This is a genomic window from Stenotrophomonas maltophilia (genome assembly GCF_004920835.1).
Classification (GTDB): Bacteria; Pseudomonadota; Gammaproteobacteria; order Xanthomonadales; family Xanthomonadaceae; genus Stenotrophomonas; species Stenotrophomonas maltophilia_AQ.
Window position 1 is genome coordinate 98,184 of record NZ_QFHO01000009.1, and the last position, 13,854, is coordinate 112,037.

Below are 13,854 nucleotides of genomic sequence, written 5' to 3' on the forward strand. Positions count from 1 at the left end.
ATTACCGCCAGCTTCGGCCGGCGCGCGCAGTACCCACAACAAACGTGCAGCACAGTCCAGTGACTGCATCAGCCTACGTTGTCGAAACGACACGCCCACCCGAACAAGAATCGGTGTAACCCATGAGCAAGCTGAACAAGTCCATCGTCGCGGAATTCGAATCCGCCCAGATCACCCGCGAACTGCCGAAGTTCAGCCAGGGCGACACCGTTGTCGTCAACGTGAAGGTGAAGGAAGGTGCCCGCGAGCGCGTGCAGGCCTATGAAGGCGTTGTCATCGCGACCAAGAACGGCGGCCTGAACTCCTCGTTCACCGTCCGCAAGATCTCGCACGGCTACGGCGTCGAGCGCGTCTTCCAGACCCACAGCGCCATCATCGACTCGGTCGAAGTGAAGCGTCGTGGTAAGGTCCGCGCCGGCAAGCTGTACTACCTGCGTGGCCTGGAAGGCAAGGCTGCCCGCATCAAGGAAGACCTGGCTGCCGCTGCTGCCGCCAAGGCTGCCCGTCTGGCCGAAAAGGCCTGATAAACAACTTCGGTTGTTGCCGCGACGGCCACCTTCGGGTGGCCGTTTGCGTTTCCGGCATCGCATCGGCCACGATCAGGCGATGAACGAGATCAACCCACGCTATCCCGCCGTGATCCAGTCGGCGTTGCGCTTCCTTGACGGCAAGGGGCTGGCGCGCGTGCAGTCGGCACCGTTGCTGCACCGGTTGTTGTGGCGCATGGGCATCGCACTGCCGCCGCCGATCCTGGCCGGCTTCGCCACCAACGCACTGGTGCAGGGCCTGCTGTTCGGGCTGTTCTGGACCGGACTGATGTGGCTGATGTTGTGGCAGGGCAGCGAGCGCCCGCTGGTGCTGCTGTTGTTGGCCGGTCTGTTGGCCGGTGCCCTGTTCGGTATCGTGATGGCGGCCCTGATGCGCTCGCTGCGACGCCACCGCAAGCTACCGGACTGGCGGCAGTTCCTGGCCCGTCAGGCGGACTGAGCCGATGGCGCACCGCGCCATGACCGACAGGCACCCGTCGCGCTAGGCTGCCGCTTCATCCTGATGGACGTGCCGTGCGATGCCTGCCAAGCGAACCGCACCCTCCACCGCGCCCAAGCTGCTGTCCGGTGGTAACCCGCAGATCGCCAAGGGCGAGGGCGATGCTACGGTGCAGGCCTATATCGCGGCGATGCCGGACTGGAAGCGACCGCTCGGCGCGCGGTTGGATGCGCTGATCGAGCAGGCCGTGCCCGGCGTGCACAAGGCGGTGAAGTGGAATTCGCCGATGTATGCGGTTGCCAAGGGCGAGGGCTGGTTCCTCAGCTTCCATTGCTTCACCCGCTACATCAAGGTGGCATTTTTCCGGGGCGCCGCACTGAAGCCGATACCGCCCGAGCCGTCCAGGAGCGCAGACACGCGCTACCTGCACATTGCACAGGACGGCGTGCTGGATGAAGCCCAATTCCTTGACTGGGTGCGCCAGGCCGCGGCATTGCCCGGCGAGCGCATGTAAGCCCACCGTTCCGATCTGCTTGCCGACGAGAACCGCTGATGGCCACGCACGCGCCGAACCCTGATGATGCCGGAACCCCGGCTGCCGAACTGATCGATGCACGCATCGCCGAGCTGGGCGACTGGCGTGGCGAAACGCTGACGCGCGTGCGCGCGTTGATCCATGAAGCGCTGCCCGACGTGCAGGAAACCTGGAAGTGGCGCGGCACGCCGGTGTGGGAGCACGACGGCATCCTGTGCACTGGCGAAACCTACAAACAGGCGGTGAAGCTGACCTTCGCCCATGGTGCGGCGCTGGCCGACCCGAAAGGCCTGTTCAATGCCAGCCTGGAAGGCAACAGGCGACGTGCGATCGACATCCATGAAGGCGCGATGCCCGATGCCGCAGCGTTGAAGGCGCTGCTGCGCGAAGCGGCTAAGTTCAACGCGGCGAAAAAGAAGCGGTAGAGCCGGCCGCTGGCCGGCTGTTGCGCGATGCTTCCGGAGAGGCATGAAGCTGCCGGCCAGCGGCCGGCACTACCGTGGTAATCACCGGCGGTCAGTACTAACGTGGCGGCGCTGACTCCAGTGCGGCATCCGGGTCGGCCACCGGCGAGGGTGGGCAGGCCGGGATCTCCGACGGCGTGGCCAGTTCTTCGGCATGCGACGGCTTGCCGATCATCGTGGCCTTGCGCCAGCCACCCCAGCGGTAATACGCCAGCGACAGCAGCATCGACACCAGCGAGCTGACCGGGAAGCTCCACCAGATCGCATCGGCGCCCCAGTACGGCTGCAGCAGCTCGGCGAACGGTACGCGCACGCCCCACAGCGAGCCGGCCAGGATCAGCAGCGGCGGAATCACCGCGCCGGTGGAGCGCACCACGCCGGAGATCACGAAGCTGACGCCGAAGAACAGGAACGAACCGATCACCACATGGTTGAGGTGGCGGGCGATGTCCAGCGCCTCGCTGGCCGGCGGCAGGAACAGCGCCAGCAGCTGCCGATCGAACAGCACCAGCGGCAGGATCAGCGCGCCGGTCAGCAGGAAGTTGAACAGCACGCCCTGCCGCGCGGTGCCGCGCACGCGGTCCCAGCGCTGTGCGCCGACGTTCTGCGCGGCCATCGTCGAGCACGCCGCACCGATTGCCATCGCGGGCATCTGCAGGTAGTTCCACAATTGCAGCGCGGCGCCGTAACCGGCCCCGGTGTCGGTGCCGTACTGGTTGACCATGGTCATCAACAGGATCACCGATAGTGAGATCAGCACCATCTGCAGGCCCATCGGGACGCCCTTGATCACCAGCGCCTTGAGGATGGTCAGGTCGAGCTTGAGCAGGCGCATGTCGGCACGGCCCAGCCACAACGTGTGGCGCTTGTGCCGCATGTACAGCAGCAGGCCGGCCAGCGACAGCGTCTGCGCGACCAGCGTGGCCCAGGCCGATCCGGCGATACCCAGCGCGGGGAATGGTCCCATGCCGAAGATCAGCACCGGATTCAGCACGATGTCCAGCGCCACCGACACCATCAGGAAACGGAACGGCGTGCGTGAATCACCGGCACCGCGCAGCGCGGCGGTGAGGAAGGCGAACGCGTACAGCGTCGGCATCGCCAGGAAGATGATCTGCAGGTAAGCCTCGGCCAGCGGCAGCGAGGCAGCCGGCGTGCCCATCGCTGCCAGCAGCGGATGCGCCATGAACCAGCCGGCGATGGCGATGATCACCGACAGGCCGATGAAGAAGGTGGCGCTGGTACCGACCACGCGCCGCGCCTGCGCGATGTCGCGCGCACCGATGGCCTGGCCGATCAGGATGGTCGAGGCCATGCCGAAGCCGAACACCGAGCCGATCAGGAAGAACATGATGTTGTTGGCGTTCGCGGTGGCGGTCAGTGCCGCCTCGCCGAGGAAGCGCCCCACCCATACCGCATTCACCGAACCGTTCAGCGACTGCGCGATGTTGCCGGCCAGGATCGGCAGGGAGAACAGCAGGAGATTGCGGCCGATCGGGCCGGAGGTCAGGTCAAGCGGCGCTTTGGCCATGGAGTGGTGATCGAATCCCGGGAGGCGCACACTAGCACCAAGCCGGTTTGCGGGATGTGGCAATGCATCAACGACTGCGGGTGAAGCGGAGCATGGCGTTGGCCTTGATCGGCGTTGTACTGGCCGCATGTTCGACAGGTGACCGGCTGGGCGATACCCAGGTGCGGCCGACCGACCGTCCCGAGTGCCTGGTCGGCAGCCAGCGGCAGGACCTGTCCGCCGGTGTACCCACGTTGATCGGGGGCAGCGGCTGCCGCACCGACCCCGACCATCCGCGCCCTCTGAACAAGCCACCGGAGTAGTCCGCACCGATGCCTGAGCTTTCCCCGTTGTCGCCCAGTGTCCGCCTGGACATCTGGTTGTGGGCGGCCCGTTTCTTCAAGACCCGCAGCCTGGCCAAGCAGGCCATCGAGACCGGCAAGGTCAGCGTGGCCGGGCAGCGCCCGAAGTCCTCGCGCGCGGTACGCGTGGGTGAGCAGCTGCAGGTGGATCGTGGCGAGGAGCATTTCGAGATCCAGGTGCTGGGCCTGAGCGACCAGCGCGGGCCGGCGCCAACGGCACAGCAGCTGTATGCCGAGAGCGAGGCTTCGAAGGCGCGCCGTGCCGAACAGCGTGCACTGCGCATCGCGGCACGCGATGGTTTCCAGCCGCCGGAACACAAGCCGGACAAGCGCGCGCGGCGTTTGATCCGGGCGTTGGGCGACATCGACGCGCTGTAGCGAAATCCTGATTCCAACGGATTGTTCCTATCGCGGTGCGAAAGAGGGCGCCGGTCACGGTGCGTTCGGATTGCGCTGGGCAGGCTGGTTTTTCACCTATCGGAGGCCTGCCCATGCGGCGTCTGCTGTTATGCCTGTCCCTGCTTGCTGCTGCGCCACTGCACGCTGCCGACATCACCTTCTGGGACGTACCGCAACGCGGTGGCAACAGCATGAACATGTCGCCTCCGGACCGGAAATACTTCGAGGCGCTGCGTGCGACCGGTGCGACCTGGGTGCGGCTGGTGCCGGACAAGTGGAAGGGGCAGGGCGGTCGTGACTTTCTGATCGGCAACGCCGATGACTATCGTGGACTGGTTCCGGCCGACCTGGCCACGCTGCGGCGGGTGCTGGATGACGCCGATGCGGCCGGGCTGAAAGTGGTGCTGACGCCGCTGTCGCTGCCGTTACTGCGCTGGAAGCAGCACAACGGCGATGTGGTCGACCAGCGCCTGTGGCAGTCCTTCGACAACCAGGAGCCCGCCCGGCGTTTCTGGCACGATCTGGCCACGGCGCTGAAGGATCATCCTGCCTTGGCCGCCTACAATCTCATCAATGAACCGGTGCCCGAATACGGTGCAGGCCTGGCCGAGCATGCGTCCAGCGAGGCGATGAAGCAGTGGTATGCCGGTGTGCAGGACGGCCCACGCGACCTGCGCCGCTTTTATTCCGGGTTGATCGCCAGCATCCGCGAGGTCGACGCCGCGATGCCGCTGATGCTGGATGCGGGCTGGTACGCCGCCGCCGACGGTTTCAACTACTGGCCGGCACCGTTGGCGGATTCGAAGCTGCTGTACAGCGTGCACATGTACGAGCCGTACGCGGCAACCAGTGCGCCGAACCAGACGCGCGCCAAGCCCTGGCGTTATCCGGCACAGGTGCCGTTCGGTGGAGGCAGCGAGCGTTGGGATGCGGCGCGTGTACGCCGTTACCTGCAGCAGCCGATGACGTGGGCCGCCTCGCATGGTGTCGGTGCCAACCGCATGGTGGTGGCCGAATTCGGCTGCATGCGGCGATGGCCGGACTGCAGCCGCTACCTGCAGGATGTGCTGCAGGTGCTGGAACAGGACAAGGTGCACTGGGCCTTCTACGCCTTCCGCGAGGATGGCTGGGACGGCATGGACTACGAACTGGGCGACAAGCCGCTGCCGTGGTCGTACTGGCAGGCGCAGGAAAAGGGCCGCCATGTCGAGCCGCCGCGCTTGATGCAGGCGCCCTTGTTCGCACCGATCCTGCAGCGTTTGAAGGCGGGCAACCAGTAAGCCGCCGGGCATGGCCCGGCGCTACCCATGGAGATGCCGATAGCGCCGGCCCATGCCCGGCGAGGCTTTCCGTCAGCGCTTGCCGCCGAGCAGGTTGCCGCCCAGCTTGAGCAGATCGCCCACGCCCAGCTGACCGTCACCGTCCTGGTCCAGCAGGCTGCCGAGCAGGCCACCCTGCTGCTGCACCTGCTGCTTTTCCTGGCCCAGGGCCTGGCTGAGCGAGCCGGCATCGGCCTGGCCGCCGCCCAGGCGCTGTGCCAGGAAGGCCATCACGATGGGAGCAAGGATCTGCAGCAGCTGGCTGGTGCGGCCACTGTCGAGCTGGGTGGCCTGGGCCAGGCCGGTTTCCACCTTCTGCTGGCTGCCGCCGAAGATGTGGCCGAGGATACCGGCGCCATCGCTGGCCGCACCGCCGCCGCCACCGCCCAGCACCGAACCGAGCACGCTGCCCAGGTCCAGGCCGCTGTGGTTGTTCTGCAATGCGCCGAGCAGCGCCTGTGCGCCCTGTGGCTGCGAGGCGTTGTTGCCCAGCGCGCCCATCAGCACCGGCAGCGCGGCACTGATCGCGCCGGAAGCCTGGGTATCGCTGATGCCAAGCTGCTGCGACACCTGTTGCAGCGGGGCGCCCTGCAACTTGGTCAGAAGTTCATCGGTCAGGCTCATCTGGGGAATCCTCGATTGGGGTTGGGCGTGCAGAAGGTACGACGCGGACCGTTAAAACGGCGACGCCGCCTCACGGGGAGGCGGCGTGCCGTACGCAGGGGAGGGCGATCAGAGCTCGATGTCTTCCGCACCCGGGGTCGCAGCGGGGAAGTCCGCGTCCGGCTGTGCAGGCTTGAACGGGTCGGACGGTTGGCCAGCCAGCGCCTTCAGGGCCGCAGCGATGCCGGCACCATAGGCCGGGTCGGCCTTGTTGCAGTTGTCGATGTGGCGCTGCTTGATGAAGTCCGGCGCATCGCCAAGGGCGCGGGCGGTGTTGGCGAACAAGCGGTCCTTCTGGGCCTGGTTGTAGCTGCGGAACAACGCACCGGGCTGGCTGAAGTAGTCGGCGTCGTCCTCACGGAAGTTCCAGAAGTCGGCGTCGCCCCGGATCTTCATCGGCGGCTCGCGGTATGCCGGCTGCTCCTGCCACTGGCCGTAGCTGTTCGGCTCGTAGTGCGGCAGGCCACCGTAGTTGCCATCCACGCGCATCGCACCATCGCGGTGGTTGCTGTGCACCGGGCAGCGCGCCGCGTTCACCGGAATCTGGTGGTGGTTCACGCCCAGACGGTAACGCTGCGCATCGGAATAGGCGAACAGGCGTGCCTGCAGCATCTTGTCCGGCGACGGGCCGATGCCCGGCACCAGGTTGCTCGGTGCGAACGCCGACTGCTCCACGTCCTGGTACCAGTTGACCGGATTGCGGTTCAGTTCGAACTGGCCCACTTCGATCAGCGGGTAGTCGCTCTTCGGCCACACCTTGGTCAGGTCGAACGGATGCACGCGGTAGGTTTCCGCATCCAGCTCCGGCATGACCTGGATGAACAGCTTCCACTTCGGGAAGTCGCCCTTCTCGATGGCGGCGAACAGGTCGCGGCCGTGGCTTTCGCGGTCATGGCCGACCAGGATCTGCGCCTGCGCGTCGGTCAGCGATTCGATGCCTTGCTGGCTGACGAAATGGAACTTGACCCAGAAGCGTTCGCTGTCGGCATTGGTGAAGCTGTAGGTATGCGAGCCGAAGCCGTGCATGTGGCGGAAGCTGCGCGGGATGCCGCGGTCGCTCATCACCACGGTCACCTGCAGCAGGGCTTCGGGCAGCAGCGTCCAGAAATCCCAGTTGTTGCGCGCGCTGCGCAGGTTGGTGTGCGGGTCGCGCTTGACCGCCTTGTTGAGGTCGGCGAACTTGCGCGGGTCGCGCAGGAAGAACACCGGGGTGTTGTTGCCGACCAGGTCCCAGTTGCCTTCTTCGGTGTAGAACTTCAGCGCGAAGCCGCGGATGTCGCGCTCGGCGTCGGCGGCACCGCGCTCGCCGGCTACCGTGGTGAAGCGGGCGAACATCTCGGTCTGCTTGCCGACCTTCTCGAACAGCCTGGCGCGGGTGTACTTGCTGATGTCGTGGGTGACAGTGAAGGTGCCGAACGCGCCCGAGCCCTTGGCGTGCATGCGGCGCTCGGGAATGATCTCGCGGTTGAGGTTGGCCAGCTTTTCCAGCAGCCAGACGTCTTCCATCAGCAGCGGGCCGCGCGGGCCGGCGGTCTTGCTGTTCTGGTTGTCCACCACCGGTGCGCCGAAGGCCGTGGTCATCGGCGTGACCGGATCGTCACCATGCTTCTGCTCCGGCGTGGTGCTCAGCTCGCGCTGCTGCTGGGCGCCTTCCTCAGGCGACGGGGCGCTGTGGTAAGGGCACTTGGCGTTGTTGTTGTCGGACTGGCTCATCGGCTGGCTCCTGGTGGCGGTGAAGACGTGGGAGAAACATCTTCACTCGACTTTAGCTATGGCCAGATGAAATGAATAATCGAATGATTCATTCAGGTTGATAGATTCTGTCAATTGGAACGCAGAATCAGATTTGCGCAACCTTTCGATGGGCCTCCCGCAAGGCGGCGGGAGGCCATGGGCGTGCGCTGCGGTTACAGCAGCGCCTTCAACCGGTACAACGCTTCCAGCGCCTGCTTCGGGGTCAGTTCGTCGGGGTCGATCGCGGCCAGTGCTTCCTGTGCCTTGCTCGACGGTGCCGCGAACAGGCCAAATTGCTGCGGTGCATCCAGCGCCTGCGGCGCCAGCTCGGCGGCATGGCTTTCACCGCCGCGCTGCTCCAGCTCGGCCAGGCGGCGCCGTGCCTGCGCCACGGTGGCGCGCGGCAGACCGGCCAGCGCGGCCACCTGCAGGCCGAAGCTGCGGTTGGCCGGGCCATCCTTCACCGCATGCATGAACACCAGCGCCTCACTGTGCTCGACCGCATCCAGGTGCACGTTGGCGATGCCGCTGCGGCCGCCTTCGTGCTGCTCGTCGGCCAATGCGGTCAGTTCGAAGTAGTGGGTCGCGAACAGCGTGTAGCAGCGGTTCTCATAGGCGAGGTGGCGCGCCACGGCATCGGCCAGGGCCAGCCCGTCGTAGGTGGAGGTGCCACGACCGATCTCGTCCATCAGCACCAGCGAATGCGCGGTGGCGTGATGCAGGATGTAGCTGGTCTCGGCCATCTCGACCATGAAGGTCGACTGCCCGCGTGCCAGATCATCACCGGCGCCGATGCGGGTGAGGATACGGTCGATGGGGCCGATCAGCGCACGGCTGGCCGGCACGAAGCTGCCGATGTGGGCCAGCAGCACGATCAGCGCGTTCTGCCGCATGTAGGTCGATTTACCACCCATGTTCGGGCCGGTGATGACCAGCATGCGACGGTCCGGATGCAGGTCCAGGTCGTTCGGTTCGAACGGCTGCTCGCGCACCGCCTCGACCACCGGGTGGCGGCCACGCTCGATCTTCAGGCAGGGCTCGGCCTGCAGTTCCGGGCGTGCCCAGTCCAGCGCCTGCGCGCGTTCGGCGAAGCCGGCCAGCACGTCCAGTTCGCTCAGCGCGGCAGCACACTGCTTCAGCGGTTCCAGCTGCCCGCCGAGGGTATCCAGCAGCTGCTCGTACAGGTACTTCTCGCGCGACAGCGAACGGTCGCGCGCGGACAGCACCTTGTCCTCGAAAGCCTTCAGCTCTTCGGTGATGTAGCGCTCGGCATTGGTCAGCGTCTGCCGGCGGGTATAGTGCACCGGGGCACGATCGGACTGGCCCTTGCTGATTTCGATGTAGTAGCCGTGCACGCGGTTGTAGCCCACCTTCAGGGTGGCAATACCGCTGCTTTCGCGCTCGCGTGCTTCCAGGTCGACCAGGAACTGGTCGGCATGGGTGGACAGGCGGCGCAGTTCATCCAGCTCGGCATCGAAGCCGTCGGCCAGCACGCCACCATCGCTCAGCTTCAGCGGCGGCATCTCGGCGATGGCGCTGGCCAGCAGGTGCGCGCATTCGTCGTGCTCGCCGAGTGCGGCGTGCAGGGCCTGCAGGCGCGGCGAATCCAGCGGTGCCAGCACGTCGCGCACGGCTGGCAGCAGGCCGAGGCCATCACGCAGGGTAGAGAAGTCGCGCGGGCGCGCCGAGCGCAGGGCGACGCGGGTGAGGATGCGTTCGAGATCGCCGAGGCGACGGAACTGCTCGCGGATGTCAGCATCGCTGCCGCGGTCGATCAGCGTTTCCACTGCGTGGTGGCGCTGTACCAGTACCTCGCGCAGGCGCAGCGGGCGATGCAGCCAGCGCCGCAGCAGGCGTCCGCCCATCGGCGTCACCGTGCTGTCGAGCACGCCCAGCAGGGTGTTGCGGGTATCGCCGTCGACGCGCGTGTCCAGTTCCAGATGGCGGCGTGTTGCTGCATTCATCGCGATCGCTTCGCCGGCGGTTTCCATCGCGATGGAGGTCAGGTGCGGCAGGCGCTGCTTCTGGGTTTCCTCCACATAGCCGAGCAGGGCGCTGGCTGCTGCAGTGGCGCGCGGCTTGTCATCGATGCCGAAGCCGCTCAGATCATGCAGCTTGAAGAAGGCCAGCAGCTGGCGGCGCCCGCTGTCGGCGTCGAACAGCCACGGTGCGCGGCGGCGCACGCCGGTGCGCTGGCGCAGGAATTCCGGCCAGTTTTCCTCGTCGGGCACCAGCAGTTCGGCCGGTTCCAGCCGTGCCAGCTCGGCTTCCAGTGCGTCGTCGGTTTCCACCTCGTTGACCAGGAAGCGGCCACCGGCCAGGTCGGCCCACGCCAGGCCGTAACCCTGCTTGCTGCGCGACAGCGCCATCAGCAGGGTGTCGCGGCGTTCATCCAGCAGGGCCTCGTCGGTGACCGTGCCGGGGGTGACGATGCGCACCACCTTGCGTTCGACCAGGCCCTTGGCCAGGGCCGGGTCGCCGATCTGTTCACAGATCGCCACCGATTCGCCCAGTGCCACCAGCCGTGCCAGGTAGCCTTCGTAGGCATGCACGGGTACGCCGGCCATCGGGATCGGCGCGCCGCCGGAGCTGCCGCGCTGGGTCAGGGTGATGTCCAGCAGCCGTGCCGCCTTGCGGGCGTCATCGTAGAACAGCTCGTAGAAGTCACCCATGCGGAAGAACAGCAGCAGGTCCGGATGGTCGGACTTGGCCGCGAAGAACTGCTTCATCAGCGGGGTGTGGTCCTTGGACGCCTTGGCGTTGCTGGTGTTGTCTTTTGTATCAGTCACTTGGGGCGTTTCGCGTCTTGGGCAGGGCGTCGGGGCGTGGCCATGCGACCACGGCCGGCAGGGCCGTTAGTGTAGCGACCTGGGGCGGTCGGTGATCCGCAGCGTCGGTGCTCCGGGCAGGGCCGTTGGCCGGGCTGTCTGCAGGCCAACGCCACACGCCCGTACACCTGTGGTTTGGTTGATTTCCGTAGGCCCCCACGGTAGTGTCAGCCCCGGCGATTTCCGCCAAACGGCCTCCATGGAAACCGGGGCAACTCATCCCCGGGCGGGCGTTGATGGAAAGAACAAGCATGACTGCAGCCAGCACGGCCGCCGAACCTCGTTACACCTGGCGTACCGTCCTGCTCAGCATTCTGGTCGCCCTTGTCCCGCTTGCCGGATCCGCACCCTACAACCTGCTGAAGGCGGTGCTGCTGCTGGCCCTGCTGGTCACCGGCGTGGTCCTGATCCGCCGCCAGCCCGATGTCCGACTGCGCTACCACATCGCCCGGTTCATCGTGATCGTCTGCTTGCTGCGCCTGGCCTACGCCTTCTACAGCATCGGCTGGCACGGCCTGCGCTGGAACGAACTGGACCTTCCGGCACAGACACTGATCTACCTGGGCACGGCCGCGGTGTTCGCCACCGCCCTGGACTGGCGACTGATCTGGAAGATCTTCGCTTTGTCGACCCTGATCTTCGGTGGCTCGTGCATCGTGCAGCACCACATGATGGGGCTGGAACGCGCACATGGTTTCAGCGGTGGTGAGTGGACGGCCATCGAGTTCACCATGGTCACGCTGTGCATGGCGCTGTTTTCGGTCATCCGGCTGATCCAGCCGAACGTCCATCCGGCCGAGCGCTGGCTGCACGGCATCGCCATCACGGTGGGCGTCTACGGTTCGATCCTGGCGCAGAGCCGGGGGCCGATCCTGGCGTTCATTCCCGCAATGCTGATGGTGATCGCCGTGCACGTCCGGCGCACCCGGCGCTGGCGCGGCGCGTTGGCCTTTGTCGGGGCGCTGGTCATCGGCGTGGCCGGTGCCACCAGCGTGCTGAACCACCAGGTCATCCAGCGCTTCGGTGAGGTCAGTGGCGAAATCTCCGGTTTCAGCCAGGAGAACGAGGTCGGCTCGGTCCGCGAGCGCATTGCAATGTGGGGCGTGGCGGTCGACGCCTTCGCGGAGCACCCGTTGGCCGGTGTCGGCCTGAACCAGTTCGGCACCTATGCACGCGAAGGTATCGCCCGCGGCGAGGTCTCCGATTCAATCGTACGTTACAACCACCCGCACAACGAATACCTGGAAGCGGCGGCGACCGGTGGTGTGCCGCTGTTGGTGATCATGCTGCTGATCTTCATCCTGCCCGGCATCCACTTCGCGCGACGTCTCGGCCATGCCGATGAGACGACCGCGATGATCGCCACCGCAGGACTCGCAGTGGTCATTGTCTACGCACTCTCGGCGTTCACGGACAACGTGTTCTACCGGGCGATGCCGCATTCGTTCTATTTCTACCTGGTGCTGGGCTTCATGCTGGCGACCGCATTGCCTGCGCGCAACCTGCACCGGGAAGGGAGTGCCCGCTGATGGCACATATCCATCTGCTGGCCGCCGACAACCAGCGTGGCCTGTCCCATGACATCCAGGTGATCGAGCGCTCGCTGCAGCAGCTCGGGCACGAGGTGACCGTCAGCCGTCTTGATGCAGTGCGCAATGGCGGCGCCTGGAAGCTGCGCGGGATGCGCCTGCGCAGGCTGCTGGCCTCGTGGCTGAGCCTGGGCCGGAAGCCGGCACGGTTCGACATCAACATCTCGCTGGAGCATGTCCGGCCGGCAAGCTTCGGCCTGGCGAAGGTCAACCTGCTGATTCCGAATCCGGAATGGGTGTCCGCACGCAGCCTGCGCATCCTGCCGCGGTTCGATGCACTGCTGACCAAGACCGAAGAAGCCACGCGCATCTTCAATGCACTTGGCCTGCGCGCGCTGGAGGTCGGCTTCTGCAGTCGTGACCGTCACGACCCTTCGGTGCCGCGCAAGCCGCGCAGCTTCCTGCATGCAGCCGGTACCAGTCGCATGAAGGGCACGGCAACGCTGGTCGAGGTCTGGAAGCGCCATCCGGAGTGGCCGTTGCTGACCGTCCTGCGGGGTGGTCCTTCGGACGAGGACGAGGGCGGTGCCGCGAACCTGCGGATCGTCCGCGAGCGCCTGCTCGATGAGGAAGTGCGGCGCCTGCAGAACGAACATGCGTTCCACCTGTGCCTGTCGCAGACGGAAGGCTGGGGCCACTACCTGGTGGAGGCGATGAGCTGTGCGGCGGTGGTGATCACCTGCGATGGCGCGCCGATGAACCAGATGATCGACGACAGTCGTGGCATCCTCGTTGCTGCCCATGAGGGCCAGCCCTGCCACCTGTCCAGGACCTGGCACGTGGACGAGGCGGCGCTGGAACAGGCCATCGAGCGTGCCTTGGCGATGGATGCGCTGGAGTGGAGCCGTTTGGGCGCGGATGCGCGCGCGTGGCATCTGGCCAGCGAGGTCGCGTTCCCGAAGCGGCTGGGTGAGGCCCTGGCCAAGCTCTGAGGCGAACACGCTGTGGTTGGTGCGTGCTCAGGCGGGGACCAGCGTGACCTGCGGGTGGCCGTTGAAGATCTCCATCACGATCTCGAAGTAGGTCTGTCCCTGGCCCTGTTGCAGCGCCGCCAGCTGGTCGGCGATCACCGCGGTGTTGAAGGTGCCGGCCTGATCGAGTTTTGACTGCAGCCAGGCCTGGGTGGTCCTGCGGCCCAGTGCTTCGCGGCTGTGCTCGATGTCGCGCCACACAACCGTGGTGGAGGCATGACCAGCGAGAGCGCCGTAGCCACCCCACAGCAGATCATCCAACGCGTCCAGGCTGGGTCCCAGCTGCCAGTCTTCGTCGGCCATGAACACGCGATTGATTTCCACGTAGAGACTGGCGATGTCGTTGATGGACGCGCCTTCGATGTGCAGGATCCGGGTCATCTGCCGACTGTAGCCGTCCCGGGCGTCGCCATGCCATGACATGCCCGGTCCGGGACAGTTCTGTCATGTGCAGATAATCCAGGGTCATCGTGCACAGGGCCTGGCGTGATTA

At 66.1% G+C, this 13,854-nt stretch carries 14 protein-coding genes; 9 read left to right on the top strand and 5 right to left on the bottom strand.

Annotated features, from left to right (window positions below; translation table 11 throughout):
* The first annotated feature begins 122 nt into the window (after positions 1-122).
* From rplS to DI041_RS08905, 4 genes are all read left to right on the top strand, one after another.
* Positions 123-524: a 50S ribosomal protein L19 gene (rplS, locus tag DI041_RS08890; RefSeq protein ID WP_004149090.1), complete on the top strand. Its 402-nt coding sequence runs from the start codon at positions 123-125 to the stop codon at positions 522-524.
* An 82-nt stretch (positions 525-606) separates the two neighbouring features.
* Entirely contained in the window at positions 607-987 is a 381-nt protein-coding gene (locus tag DI041_RS08895) for a DUF6404 family protein (protein WP_012510438.1), read from the top strand.
* A gap of 79 nt (positions 988-1,066) precedes the next feature.
* Positions 1,067-1,501, top strand: a complete 435-nt coding sequence (locus DI041_RS08900; RefSeq protein ID WP_136638324.1) for a DUF1801 domain-containing protein — start codon at positions 1,067-1,069, stop codon at positions 1,499-1,501.
* Between the two features lie 38 nt (positions 1,502-1,539).
* Positions 1,540-1,947, top strand: coding sequence for a DUF1801 domain-containing protein (locus DI041_RS08905; RefSeq protein ID WP_136638323.1), 408 nt, complete (start codon positions 1,540-1,542; stop codon positions 1,945-1,947).
* 97 nt (positions 1,948-2,044) lie between these two features.
* On the opposite strand, the gene DI041_RS08910 is transcribed toward DI041_RS08905, so the two are convergent.
* Complete coding sequence (locus DI041_RS08910; protein WP_046983268.1) at positions 2,045-3,517, bottom strand: MATE family efflux transporter; 1,473 nt, start codon at positions 3,515-3,517, stop codon at positions 2,045-2,047.
* A gap of 62 nt (positions 3,518-3,579) precedes the next feature.
* On the opposite strand from DI041_RS08910, the gene DI041_RS08915 reads away from it, so the two are divergent.
* The 3 genes from DI041_RS08915 to DI041_RS08925 all read left to right on the top strand — a co-directional run bounded on the left by DI041_RS08915 (position 3,580) and on the right by DI041_RS08925 (position 5,537).
* Positions 3,580-3,819 (top strand): hypothetical protein, encoded by a 240-nt coding sequence (locus DI041_RS08915; RefSeq protein ID WP_012510442.1) that lies wholly within the window; start codon positions 3,580-3,582, stop codon positions 3,817-3,819.
* A gap of 9 nt (positions 3,820-3,828) precedes the next feature.
* Positions 3,829-4,236 carry an RNA-binding S4 domain-containing protein gene (locus tag DI041_RS08920; protein WP_004149153.1) on the top strand — a complete coding sequence of 136 codons (408 nt, stop codon included), beginning with the start codon at positions 3,829-3,831 and terminating at the stop codon, positions 4,234-4,236.
* A 113-nt stretch (positions 4,237-4,349) separates the two neighbouring features.
* Positions 4,350-5,537 carry a glycoside hydrolase family 5 protein gene (locus DI041_RS08925; RefSeq protein ID WP_136638322.1) on the top strand — a complete coding sequence of 396 codons (1,188 nt, stop codon included), beginning with the start codon at positions 4,350-4,352 and terminating at the stop codon, positions 5,535-5,537.
* 72 nt (positions 5,538-5,609) lie between these two features.
* Here DI041_RS08925 and DI041_RS08930 read toward each other — a convergent pair whose 3' ends face one another.
* The 3 genes from DI041_RS08930 to mutS form a co-directional block, all read right to left on the bottom strand.
* Complete coding sequence (locus DI041_RS08930; protein ID WP_136638321.1) at positions 5,610-6,200, bottom strand: DUF937 domain-containing protein; 591 nt, start codon at positions 6,198-6,200, stop codon at positions 5,610-5,612.
* Positions 6,201-6,308: 108 nt separating this feature from the next.
* Positions 6,309-7,952 (bottom strand): catalase, encoded by a 1,644-nt coding sequence (locus DI041_RS08935; RefSeq protein ID WP_136638320.1) that lies wholly within the window; start codon positions 7,950-7,952, stop codon positions 6,309-6,311.
* A gap of 194 nt (positions 7,953-8,146) precedes the next feature.
* On the bottom strand, positions 8,147-10,702 hold the full coding sequence (mutS, locus tag DI041_RS08940; RefSeq protein ID WP_248298435.1) for a DNA mismatch repair protein MutS: 2,556 nt from the start codon (positions 10,700-10,702) through the stop codon (positions 8,147-8,149).
* Positions 10,703-11,052: 350 nt separating this feature from the next.
* Between mutS and DI041_RS08945 the strand changes: the two genes are divergently transcribed.
* Together DI041_RS08945 and DI041_RS08950 are read left to right on the top strand one after the other, a co-directional pair.
* Complete coding sequence (locus DI041_RS08945; RefSeq protein ID WP_136638318.1) at positions 11,053-12,330, top strand: O-antigen ligase family protein; 1,278 nt, start codon at positions 11,053-11,055, stop codon at positions 12,328-12,330.
* Entirely contained in the window at positions 12,330-13,322 is a 993-nt protein-coding gene (locus DI041_RS08950; RefSeq protein ID WP_046983262.1) for a glycosyltransferase family protein, read from the top strand. Before DI041_RS08945 ends, DI041_RS08950 begins: the two co-directional genes overlap by 1 nt.
* Before the next feature lie 27 nt (positions 13,323-13,349).
* Here DI041_RS08950 and DI041_RS08955 read toward each other — a convergent pair whose 3' ends face one another.
* On the bottom strand, positions 13,350-13,742 hold the full coding sequence (locus DI041_RS08955) for a barstar family protein (RefSeq protein ID WP_046983261.1): 393 nt from the start codon (positions 13,740-13,742) through the stop codon (positions 13,350-13,352).
* Positions 13,743-13,854: the final 112 nt, after the last annotated feature.

Coding starts and splice junctions, on each gene's coding strand:
- rplS (WP_004149090.1), top strand. CDS start 123: ATGAGCAAGCTGAACAAGTCCATCGTCGCGGAATTCGAATCCGCCCAG.
- DI041_RS08895 (WP_012510438.1), top strand. CDS start 607: ATGAACGAGATCAACCCACGCTATCCCGCCGTGATCCAGTCGGCGTTG.
- DI041_RS08900 (WP_136638324.1), top strand. CDS start 1,067: ATGCCTGCCAAGCGAACCGCACCCTCCACCGCGCCCAAGCTGCTGTCC.
- DI041_RS08905 (WP_136638323.1), top strand. CDS start 1,540: ATGGCCACGCACGCGCCGAACCCTGATGATGCCGGAACCCCGGCTGCC.
- DI041_RS08910 (WP_046983268.1), bottom strand. CDS start 3,517: ATGGCCAAAGCGCCGCTTGACCTGACCTCCGGCCCGATCGGCCGCAAT.
- DI041_RS08915 (WP_012510442.1), top strand. CDS start 3,580: ATGCATCAACGACTGCGGGTGAAGCGGAGCATGGCGTTGGCCTTGATC.
- DI041_RS08920 (WP_004149153.1), top strand. CDS start 3,829: ATGCCTGAGCTTTCCCCGTTGTCGCCCAGTGTCCGCCTGGACATCTGG.
- DI041_RS08925 (WP_136638322.1), top strand. CDS start 4,350: ATGCGGCGTCTGCTGTTATGCCTGTCCCTGCTTGCTGCTGCGCCACTG.
- DI041_RS08930 (WP_136638321.1), bottom strand. CDS start 6,200: ATGAGCCTGACCGATGAACTTCTGACCAAGTTGCAGGGCGCCCCGCTG.
- DI041_RS08935 (WP_136638320.1), bottom strand. CDS start 7,952: ATGAGCCAGTCCGACAACAACAACGCCAAGTGCCCTTACCACAGCGCC.
- mutS (WP_248298435.1), bottom strand. CDS start 10,702: ATGAAGCAGTTCTTCGCGGCCAAGTCCGACCATCCGGACCTGCTGCTG.
- DI041_RS08945 (WP_136638318.1), top strand. CDS start 11,053: ATGACTGCAGCCAGCACGGCCGCCGAACCTCGTTACACCTGGCGTACC.
- DI041_RS08950 (WP_046983262.1), top strand. CDS start 12,330: ATGGCACATATCCATCTGCTGGCCGCCGACAACCAGCGTGGCCTGTCC.
- DI041_RS08955 (WP_046983261.1), bottom strand. CDS start 13,742: ATGACCCGGATCCTGCACATCGAAGGCGCGTCCATCAACGACATCGCC.